The 10,919-nt window shown below is 64.9% G+C and carries 6 protein-coding genes; all 6 read left to right on the top strand.

Translation table 11 applies throughout. The features are described from left to right. The first annotated feature begins 112 nt into the window (after window positions 1–112). The gene (locus E7813_RS03160; RefSeq protein WP_291570798.1) at window positions 113–2,629 is read left to right on the top strand and encodes a PAS domain-containing sensor histidine kinase; all 2,517 of its coding nucleotides are present in this window, start codon (window positions 113–115) and stop codon (window positions 2,627–2,629) included. Continuing rightward, window positions 2,626–4,149: a tRNA (adenosine(37)-N6)-threonylcarbamoyltransferase complex ATPase subunit type 1 TsaE gene (gene tsaE, locus E7813_RS03155; RefSeq protein WP_291570796.1), complete on the top strand. Its 1,524-nt coding sequence runs from the start codon at window positions 2,626–2,628 to the stop codon at window positions 4,147–4,149. Before E7813_RS03160 ends, tsaE begins: the two co-directional genes overlap by 4 nt. Window positions 4,150–4,237: 88 nt before the next feature. Further along, entirely contained in the window at window positions 4,238–4,561 is a 324-nt protein-coding gene (locus tag E7813_RS03150) for a PilZ domain-containing protein (protein WP_291570794.1), read from the top strand. Window positions 4,562–4,659: 98 nt separating this feature from the next. Continuing rightward, window positions 4,660–5,382 carry a nucleotidyltransferase family protein gene (locus tag E7813_RS03145; RefSeq protein ID WP_291570763.1) on the top strand — a complete coding sequence of 241 codons (723 nt, stop codon included), beginning with the start codon at window positions 4,660–4,662 and terminating at the stop codon, window positions 5,380–5,382. 63 nt (window positions 5,383–5,445) lie between these two features. Then, window positions 5,446–8,589, top strand: a complete 3,144-nt coding sequence (gene addB / locus E7813_RS03140; protein WP_291570761.1) for a double-strand break repair protein AddB — start codon at window positions 5,446–5,448, stop codon at window positions 8,587–8,589. Continuing rightward, the coding region (gene addA, locus E7813_RS03135; protein ID WP_291570759.1) for a double-strand break repair helicase AddA at window positions 8,583–10,919 on the top strand (2,337 nt) is incomplete at its 3' end. The genes addB and addA, both read left to right, overlap by 7 nt.

Below are 10,919 nucleotides of genomic sequence, written 5' to 3'. Positions count from 1 at the left end.
TGCGTTCACGGTCTGGACTCTTACCCACCGACTCCCCTTGGGGATATTGTCGTTCGATTCGCGAACGGCGAGCGAAACGCCGGGCGTGCAGTCGTGCGGTTTGGGGCAAACCATGTCGGGCGTGATCGCAAAGATGCGTCGGACCCTGCTGTCGTGCACATCGCTGGCGCGCAACGGCCTCGTCGCCGTGGGCGCCATGCTGGTCGGCGTCGCACCCGCTCAAGCCGGTGACCTCACTTTCTCCCAGGTGATCTCGGCATTCTTCGATCTCAACCATCAGGAGATCGCCGTGCTGACGACGGCGTTGGCGCTGCTCGGCTTTTCGGTGCTGGCGGCGATCCTGCTGATGCGCTCGCGGGTCCGCGCGGCCAAAAGCGAGGCGCGGTTGCGTTCCGATATTCAAAGCCTGCAGAGCGAGGCCGACCGTTTCCGCGCGCTGTTGTTCGCCGAACCGCAGGTCTTGATATCCTGGGCCGCGGGCGACAATCGCCCGCAAATCAGCGGCGACACCTCGCTGTTGCTGCCGCAGGATTTCCAGCAGTCTTCGCCGCAGCGCATTCTCGCATTCGGCAGCTGGCTGCCGCCGGAGCCGGCGCTGCAAATGGATCATGCGGTCGATGCGCTGCGCGAGGCCGGCGAGGGTTTCCTGCTTCATCTCACCACCTCCAATGGACGCGCCATCGAGTCGATGGGCCGCGCCATCGGCGGCCAAGCCATTGTGCGGATTCGCGAACTCAGCGGATTGCGGCGGGAACTCGCCGAAACCAACCTTCGGCACAAGGCGCTCATGGAGGAAACCGAACTGCTGCGCGGCTTTGCCGCCGCCGCCCCCTGGCCGATCTGGACCAAACGCGCCAAAGGCGGTCTCGGCTATGCCAACGCCGCTTATGCACGGGCGACCGAGGCCGCCAGCGTCGCGGATGCAATCGATCGCAACCTTGAACTGCTCGACAGCGGCGCCCGCAACGACATGGAACGCACTCTGCACGACAAGGCCGCCTTCACCGCGCGATTGCCGATCGTGGTCGGCGGCGAGCGGCGCTTCTACGATGTCCATGCTCTGAATGCAGGCGGCGGCAGCGTCGGCATCGCCATCGACGCCTCCGAGGCCACCGCGCTCAGCGCCGCACTGGTGCGAATGGCGGAGGCGCATCGCCGCACGCTCGATCAGTTGTCGTCCGGGGTCGCGGTATTCGACGCCCAGCGGCGGCTTTCGTTCTACAATGATTCCTATCGCCGGCTGTGGGACCTCGACCGCGCATTTCTCGACAGCAATCCTGACGATTCCAGTGTACTCGATCGGCTGCGCGCCGCGCGCAAGATTGCGGAACAGCCGGATTTCCGAGCCTGGAAGGCCAAGCTGCACGAGGCCTATCGCGCGGTCGATCCGGCCAAGGACACCTGGTATTTGCCCGACGGCCGCGCGTTAAGCGTCGTCACCACGCCAAACCCCGAAGGCGGCGTCACCTACCTGTTCGACGACGTCACCGAAAGCCTCGACCTGGCGCGGCGATTTGACGCGCTGATCCGGGTGCAGCGCGAAACCCTGGATAATCTCGCCGAAGCCGTCGCGGTATTCGGCAGCAACGGCCGCGCCCAATTGTTCAATCCCGCATTCGCCAAGATGTGGAAGCTGTCGCCCGACGCGCTGCGGGAACAGCCGCATATCGAAACCGTGGTGGCCTGGTGCAAGCCGCTGTTCGACGACGCGGCCACCTGGCAAACGCTTCGCGGAGCGATCACCGCGATTGAGAACCGCATCGAGGTGCCGCTAAAGTTCGAGCGCAAGGACGGCAGCGTGCTGGACTGCATGACCATGCCGCTGCCCGACGGCGCCACCATGCTGACATTCCAGGACATCACCGATACCGAGAATTTCGAGCGCGCGCTGCGCGAGCGCAACGAGGCGCTGGAAGCGGCCGACAAGATGAAGATCGATTTCGTCCACCACGTGTCCTACGAACTGCGCTCGCCGCTGACCACCATCATCGGCTTTGCACATCTGTTGACCGATCCTGCCACCGGCCCGCTGATGCCGAAGCAAGCCGAATATCTCAATTACATCACGACCTCGACCAATTCGCTGTACGCGCTCATCAACAACATTCTCGATCTCGCCACCATTGATGCCGGCGCCATGACGCTTGAACTGGGTCCGGTCGATATTCGCAAAACGATCGACGATGCCGCGGAGGGAATCCAGGACCGGCTCGCCCGCGACCGCATCGAACTCAAGGTCGATCTCGATCCCGAGATCGGAAGCTTCGTTGGCGATCAACGCCGCGTGGTGCAAGTGCTGTATAATTTGCTGGCAAATGCCATCGAGTTCTCTCCCCGCGACACCACGGTTGGCCTGAGCGCAAGGCGAACCGAACACCACGTGATTTTCACCGTGACTGATTCCGGACCGGGCATTCCGCCTGACCTCAAGGACAAGGTGTTCGACTGGTTCGAAGGTCATTCCAACGGGTCGGGGCGTCGCGGCGCAGGCCTCGGCCTGTCGCTGGTGCGCTCCTTTGTCGAATTGCACGGCGGCAACGTGCGCGTCGATTCGAGCGTCGGCAAGGGCACGACCGTCACGTGCGATTTCCCGACCGATCAGGCCGCCCACCGCAACGCCGCGGAATGACCGATCTTACGACATTCTCGCTTGCACTGGCGAACGAGACGGCGACCGCGCATTTGATGGCGGATCTTGCGCTGCTGATCGGCCCGGGCGACGTCATCACGCTGTCGGGCGATCTTGGTGCCGGAAAAACCGCGGCGGCGCGCGCCATGATCCGGTATCTCGCCGGCGACGACGCGCTGGAAGTTCCGAGCCCGACCTTCACACTGGTTCAGAATTACGACCTGCCGCCGTTTCCGCTGGTTCATGCCGATCTTTACCGCGTCGGCGATCCCGCAGAACTTGAAGAGATCGGTCTGTCACCGCTGCCGGAAGCGACCGTGGCGCTGATCGAATGGCCGGAACGCGCAGCCGGCGCACTTCCCCCGGACCGGATCGATATCGCCCTGAGCCATCGTCCGGCGCTAGGATCGACCGCGCGTGCGGCCGAAATCACCGGCCATGGCAAGGCGGCGGCGCAAGTCGAGAGGCTCAAGGCGCTGCGGCAGTTCCTGGCCGGCGCAGGCTATGTCGACGCCAAACGTCTGCGCATGGCGGGCGACGCCTCCACGCGTTCCTATGCGCGGCTGGTCCGCGACGATGGCGTCGTCATCCTAATGAACTCGCCGCGGCGCCCCGATGGCGCCGCGATCTATGATGGCAAATCATACAGTGCCGCGGTTCATTTGGCCGAAGACGTCAAGCCGTTTGTCGCGATCGCCAACGGCCTGCGCGAACGCGGCTTCTCCGCGCCCGCGATCCGTCACGCCGACCTCGACGCGGGATTCCTGATCACGGAGGATTTCGGCACCGCGGGTTTTGTCGAAGGCGATCCGCCCGCGCCGATCGCGGAGCGCTATCAAGCCGCCACCGACATGCTGGCGGCGCTGCATCGCGAAACCTTGCCCGAAATTCTCCCGCTGGCGCCGCAGATCACTTACGCCATGCCCAATTTCGACACCGACGCGCTGCTGATCGAGGTCGGATTGATGCTGGAATGGTACCTGCCGGACCGCGGGGCACAGCCGAGCAACAATCTGCGCGCCGAATTCGTCATGATGTGGCGCGACTTGCTAAGCAAGCCGGCGGCGGCCATCAAGACCTGGGTGCTGCGGGACTTTCACTCCCCCAACCTGATCTGGCTCGACGAACGGCCCGGAACGGGGAAAGTGGGCATCATCGACTTCCAGGACGCCGTGCTGGGTCCAGCCGCCTATGATCTGGTATCGCTGTTGCAGGACGCGCGGATCGACATCCCCGAGCAGCTCGAGCTTGCGCTGTTGACGCGCTACATCAAGGCGCGGCTTGCTTCCGACGAAACGTTCGATCCGGCTGGTTTCGCCGAGCTTTACGCCGTCATGTCGGCGCAGCGCAACACGCGGCTGCTCGGCACCTTTGCGAGGCTCAACCGGCGCGACGGCAAGCCGCAATATCTGCGTCATCTGCCCCGGATCTGGACCTATCTCAACCGTTCGCTGGCTCATCCGGTGCTCGCACACGCCCGGGAGTGGTACGCCGCCAATGTGCCACCTCCCGTTTCATAATTTACGACTTGTTAGCCGGGCTACCCTTAATCTGTGGCCGACCCTGCCCTGAGGAGCAGGGTGTCTGCTTGAGGGCTGGAGCGAAACGATGACGGTGGAACGGCGCAGGGGCGAGCGCGTCACATTCGAGCGCGGGATCAGCGCGCACATGATGGGCATCGACGGCACCTGGCGCCGCGATTGCATGATGGAAGACATTTCGGAGACCGGCGCGAAACTCACGGTCGAAGGCTCCGTCGAAGGACTGCATCTGAAGGAATTCTTCCTGCTGCTGTCCTCCACCGGGCTCGCCTATCGCCGCTGCGAACTGGCCTGGGTCAATGGCGATCAAATCGGCGTCAATTTCCTCAGACCCAGCGACAAGAAGAAAAAGCCGGCGGGACGCGTTGCTTCGCAGACGGTGGACGTCTGAACAGGCCTTTCCACCGGTCGCACAAACGTCATCTCGGACCGCTATGGCGTGCACAATCGATGCGCCAACCGAATCACCGTGATATAGAAATCTCCGAAATGTCTGTGAAACCCACCAAAGCCATGGTTCTTGCCGCCGGTCTTGGCGTGCGCATGCGTCCCCTGACGGACAAGATGCCAAAGCCGCTGGTTCGGGTGGCGGGCCAGACCTTGCTCGATCATGTGCTCGACAAGCTCGGCGATGCCGGCGTGAACGAGGCCGTCGTCAATGTGCACTACCTGCCCGACCAGATCATCGATCACGTCGCGGCGCGCAAGCTGCCCCGGGTGATCATCTCGGACGAGCGTGACGAGGTGCTCGGCACCGGCGGCGCCGTCGTCAAGGCGCTGCCCTTGCTCGGCCAGGCCCCGTTTTTCCACGTCAATGCCGACACGCTGTGGATTGACGGCGTTCGCCCCAATCTGGCGCGGCTGGCCGAAACCTTCGATCCCGCGCGCATGGATATCCTGCTGCTGATGGCGCCGACGACCAGCAGCATCGGATATAGCGGGCGCGGCGATTACGCGATGCTGCCCGATGGCGCGCTGCGCAAGCGCCGGGAGCATCAGGTGGTCCCGTTCGTCTATGCTGGCGCCGCGATCATGTCGCCGGCGCTGTTTGCCGACGCCCCGTCCGGCGAGTTTTCGCTGACCAAGATGTTCGACCGGGCCAACGAGCAGGAGCGGCTGTTCGGCCTGCGGCTCGACGGGGTGTGGATGCATGTCGGAACCCCCGACGCGGTTCACGCCGCGGAACAGGCCTTTCTCGCCAGCGTCGCGTAAGCGCGACTCCCTCCTGTCTCCCCGCCATGCCATGATGCAACCTGACCCCGAATCAGGAAGCCCATGCGCGTTCTCAGCGTACCGATCTCCGTTCCGTTTCTGCGCACCGTCATTGCGGCATTGATCGACGGCCGGCTGGTCGAAGGTTTTGAGGCGCGCACGCAGCCCGAGCGGCTGGCAGCGGCAACGCTCTATCTGCCGACCCGGCGCGCGGGGCGGCTGGCGCGCGAAATCTTTCTCGATGTGCTGAAGGCCGACGCCGCGATCCTGCCGCGCATCGTGGCGCTGGGCGATATCGACGAGGACGAATTGGCCTTCTCGGAGGACGGTGAACCCGGTGCCATCGCGCCACTCGACATCCCGCCGAAACTTGGTGAGTTGCAACGCCGGCTGGCTCTGGCGCGCCTTGTCGCCGCCTGGGCCAAACGCCCCGCGCTGTCGCCGCTGGTGGTCGGAAGTCCTGCCTCCACGCTTGCGCTGGCTGGCGACCTTGCGCGGCTGATCGACGACATGGTGACACGCGAGGTCGACTGGAACGCGCTTGACCGTCTGGTACCCGACCAGTTCGACAAATACTGGCAACACACTCTGGATTTCCTGAAGATCGCACGCGAGTTCTGGCCGGCTTTTCTTGCCGAAACCAACAGAATCGAACCCGCCGCACGCCGCGACCTTCTGATCGATGCTGAAGCTGTGCGCCTTACAAGGCAATCCGACGGCCCGGTGATCGCCGCGGGCTCCACCGGATCGATGCCGTCGACGGCAAAATTCCTGCAGGCGGTGGCAAGACTGCCGCGCGGCGCGGTGGTTCTGCCGGGCCTCGATACCGATCTTGATGACGACGCCTGGCAATCGATCGGCGGCATCCGCGACGCGCAGGGCAAATTCACCGCACCTCCAGCCTCGAACCATCCGCAATATGCGATGCACGCGCTGCTGTCGCGCTTCGGCATCAAGCGCGCCGATGTCGAAATTCTCGGGAAGCCTGCACAAGGCGGTCGTGAGTTGCTCGCATCCGAGGCGATGCGGCCGTCGAACGCCACCGCGGAATGGCATGATCGGTTGAAGCGGCCGGATATCGCGGCGAAGATCGCAGCGGGCATGGACAAGCTCGCCGTGGTTGGGGCGCCAAATCCGGAGATCGAGGCGCTCGCGATCGCGGTCGCGATGCGTGAAGCGCGGCATCTGGGCAAGTCGGCGGCACTGGTGACCCCGGACCGCGCACTGGCACGGCGGGTGATCGCGGCACTCGGCCGCTGGAATCTCGAATTCAACGATTCCGGCGGCGACGCGCTGACGGATACGCCGGCCGGCATCTTTGCGCGGCTGGCGGCGGAAGCCGCGACGAAAGGATTGGAGCCGCCCATCCTGCTGGCGCTGCTCAAACATCCGATGCTCCTGCTCGGCGGCCCGCCTGGCGCGGTGAAGCGCGGCGGTGAAGCGCTCGAACTTTCGCTACTGCGCGGCACCCGGCCGCAAGCCGGCAGCAGTGGTTTGGCCGCCGATTTCGCGCGCTTCCGCGATGAACTGCGCAAGCTGCGCAGCGGCGAAACCTCATCGCTGCACCGTGCCGAACCACGTGCACGGCTCGGGGCCGAAGAACTCGACCAGGCGCAATCGCTGATCGCCGCACTCCGCAAGGCCCTGACGCCGCTGGAAACCCTTGCTGCCTCCAAACCGCATGATTTCGCCGAACTCGCGCAGCGCCATCGCGAAACGCTGGCTAGTCTCTCCGCCGACGAGCGCGGTGTCGCCATGGCATTCGAGAGGCCGGACGGGCTTGCGCTCGCGTCCGCGTTCGACGATTTGCTCGGCCGGCAGGAGAAGATCGGCCTGATGGTCGAGGCCGGCGACTATGCCGAGGTGTTCCAGGCCGCCTTTGCAGACCGTCTGGTGCGGCGGCAGGAGTTGCCGGGAGCGCAAATCCACATCTTCGGCCAGTTGGAAGCACGGCTGACGGAATCCGACCGGGTAATCCTGGGCGGGCTGGTCGAAACCGTGTGGCCGCCGGCGCCGCGCATCGATCCCTGGCTGAGCCGGCCGATGCGTCACGAACTCGGTCTCGACCTTCCGGAGCGCCGCATCGGCCTTTCCGCGCACGACTTCGCTCAGTTGCTCGGCCATGAGGACGTGATCCTCACCCATTCGGCCAAGGTCGGAGGCGGTCCGGCAGTCGCTTCACGCTTTCTCCACCGGCTGGAAGCCGTCGCGGGCAAGCAGCGCTGGAAAGACGCGAAGGCAGCCGGCGACAGGTATATTCATTACGCCGGCGCGATCGACCAGCCTGCGGAGGTCAAGCCGATCGAGCAGCCGCAACCCAAGCCGCCGCGCGAGACGCGTCCGACAAGGCTCTCGGTCACCGCGATCGAGGACTGGTTGCGTGATCCCTACACCATCTACGCCCGCCACATTCTCAAGCTCGACCCGCTCGATCCCGTCGACATGCCGCTGTCGGCGGCCGACCGCGGCTCTGCAATCCACGAAGCGCTGGGCGAGTTTACCAGGGAATATGCAAACGCGTTGCCGGCCGACATCGTGGGCGAGTTGCGTCGTATCGGCGAAAAGCATTTCGCGCCGCTGATGGAGAAGCCGGAGGCCCGTGCCCTGTGGTGGCCGCGCTTCCAGCGGATCGCGCGCTGGTTCGCCGAATGGGAGGCCGCGCGCCGCGGCGGCATCGCCGCCATCGCCGCCGAGATTCGGGGCGAAATCAAGATCCCCCTCGACAACGCCAGAATATTCACGCTGTCCGCGCGCGCCGACCGGATCGAACGCCATCGCGACGGCCGCTACGCCATCCTCGACTACAAGACCGGGCAACCGCCGAGCGGAAAGCAGGTCCGGATGGGATTGTCGCCGCAGCTCACGCTGGAGGCAGCGATCCTGCGCGAGGGCGGCTTCGCCGATATCGATGCGGGCGCCTCGGTCTGCGAACTCGCCTATGTCAGATTGAGCGGCAACAATCCGCCGGGCGAGTTCAAGCCGGTGGAATTGAAGATCAAGCAAAACGAAACGCCGCAGTTGCCCGATGAGGCGGCCGACTATGTGCGGGCGCAGCTCGAAGCGCTGATCCGACGATTCGAGAACCCCGACGAGCCGTATCGATCGCTGGTCCTGTCGATGTGGACCGCCCGCTACGGCGACTACGACAACCTCGCCCGCGTCAAGGAATGGTCCGCCGCCGGTGGCGTTGCGCTGGAGGAGTGGTGAAGGCTCCGCGTACCATTCCTCCGCCCGTCCGCGACGCGCAGGCCCGCGCATCCGATCCCGCGACATCCGTGTTCGTATCGGCCAACGCCGGCTCGGGCAAGACGCATGTGCTGGTGCAGCGCGTGATCCGCTTGCTGCTTGCCGGCGTGCCGCCGGAAAAGATCCTATGCCTCACCTTCACCAAGGCAGCCGCCGCCAACATGGCCGAGCGCGTGTTCACGACGCTCGGCCGCTGGGTGACGCTTGAGGACGACGAACTCGATGCCGCGATCCGCGACGCCGGCATCGCGCACCCGACGGCCGACTTGCGCAACTCGGCGCGCGAACTCTTTGCCTCGACGCTGGAGACACCGGGCGGGCTGAAAGTTCAGACCATCCATGCATTGTGCACCCGCCTCCTGCAGCAATGCCCCTTCGAAGCCAACGTACCGGCTCGCTTCACCGTGCTCGACGACCGTGACCAGACCGAGATGATGGAGCGCGCCAGCCTCGCCGTGATGCTCGATGCCTCGCGCGCGCCCGACAGCGCGATCGGACGTGCACTGCTGGCCGCGATGGCGAACGCAGCCGACGTTACCTTCAAGGACGTCGTGCGCGAGGCCTGCCTCAGCCGCGATCATTTCATGGCCTGGACCGACGCGGCGGGCAGCGCTGAAACGGCAACGAGGCAAGTATCAGCAGCGCTAGGAGTCGAGGTCAGTGATCGTCTTGACGACATCGATCGCGAGATCGTCGATGGGCCGAATTTGCCCCGGCCGCTCTGGCAGGGAACCGCCACCGCACTCGCCGCTGGCAGCAATGCCGACCAGGCGCAGGCCGGACGACTCGCCGAGGCGATGCGCGCTACGGATACCGCCCAGGTCGACGAGTACCTCAACCTGTTCCTGACCGACGCCAAGACGCCACGTGCTTCGGTCGTGACCAACCGTTTTCGAAATAAGAATGCCGACCTTGGCAACCGGTTCGACGCCGAAGCCCTCCGTCTTCCACCCCTGATCGAAAAGCGCCGCGCCATCACCACGCGCGACCGCAGCGAGGCCTTGCTGCACATCGCAATCGCGGTTGCCGCGAACTACCGCCGCGAAAAGTTGACGCGCGGACTGCTCGACTATGACGATCTGATTGACAAGACGCTGGCCCTGTTCGCGAGCGGCGCGTCCGGCTGGGTGCATTACAAGCTCGACCGCGGCGTCGATCACGTGCTGATCGACGAGGCGCAGGACACCAGCCCCCGGCAATGGGACATCATTGCGCATATCATTTCGGAATTCACCGCCGGCGCGGGCGCGCGCGACAACTTGATGCGCACCGTATTCGCGGTCGGAGACGAGAAGCAGTCGATCTTCTCGTTTCAGGGGGCTGCGCCGCGCGAGTTCGACGCCCGCCGCCGGGAGCTAAAAAAGAAGTTCGAAGACGCCGAGATGAGATTCGAGTCCATCCCGTTCACCTATTCGTTCCGGTCCGGGCACGCGATCCTGAAATCCGTCGATCATGTGTTTCGCGACGAGACGATCTACCGCAGCATTCACGCTGAAAAGGCCTATCCGCTGCATGAAGCGCTTGCTGACGCGGGTCCAAGCCAGATCGACCTCTGGGAGCTTTCGATCGCCGACGACCGGCAGGACATCGAAGGCTGGCGCGCACCGTTCGATGGCGTGCCGGTGACGAGCGCCGAGGTTAAGCTGTCGAAACGCATCCAGGGCGAAATCAGGCGGCTCGTCGACGGCGGCACCGCGACCGGACGGCTCGGCAATCGTCGCCGCCTTACCTATGGTGACGTGCTGGTGCTGGTGCGCCGGCGCGGCAACCTGTTCGACGCCGTCATCCAGGCGCTGAAACACGCCCGCATTCCCGTGGCCGGCGCCGACCGGCTCAAACTCACCGAACACATTGCAATCATCGACCTGATGAATCTGGCGGACGCCCTGCTGCTGCCGCAGGACGACCTTGCGCTCGCGGTGGCGTTGAAGAGCCCGTTGTTCAACCTCACCGAAGACGAGCTGTTCACCCTGGCCTGGAACCGCAAGGGATCGCTGCGCGATGCGCTGACCGCCCACGCCGCCGAGCGCGGCGAGTTCAGGAGCGCGCTCGACCGGCTGGCCGGGTGCGAGCGGCGCTTTCGTACCGAGACGCCGTTCGCCTTCTATGCCTGGCTGCTCGGCGGCGACGGCGGACGTGCGCGAATCCTGCGCCGGCTTGGCCACGAAGCCAACGATGCGCTCGACGAATTCCTCGAACTGGCGCTGTCCCACGAGAAAAAGGCGCCGGCCTCGCTGCAGGGGTTCATGGCCTGGCTGCGCGCCGCCGACACCGAGGTGAAGCGTGACATG

Source organism: Bradyrhizobium sp., assembly GCF_004799405.1.
In the GTDB taxonomy this organism is placed as follows: domain Bacteria; phylum Pseudomonadota; class Alphaproteobacteria; order Rhizobiales; family Xanthobacteraceae; genus Bradyrhizobium.
Note: the sequence above shows the minus strand (reverse complement) of the source record. Positions and strands in the feature narration are given on the sequence as shown.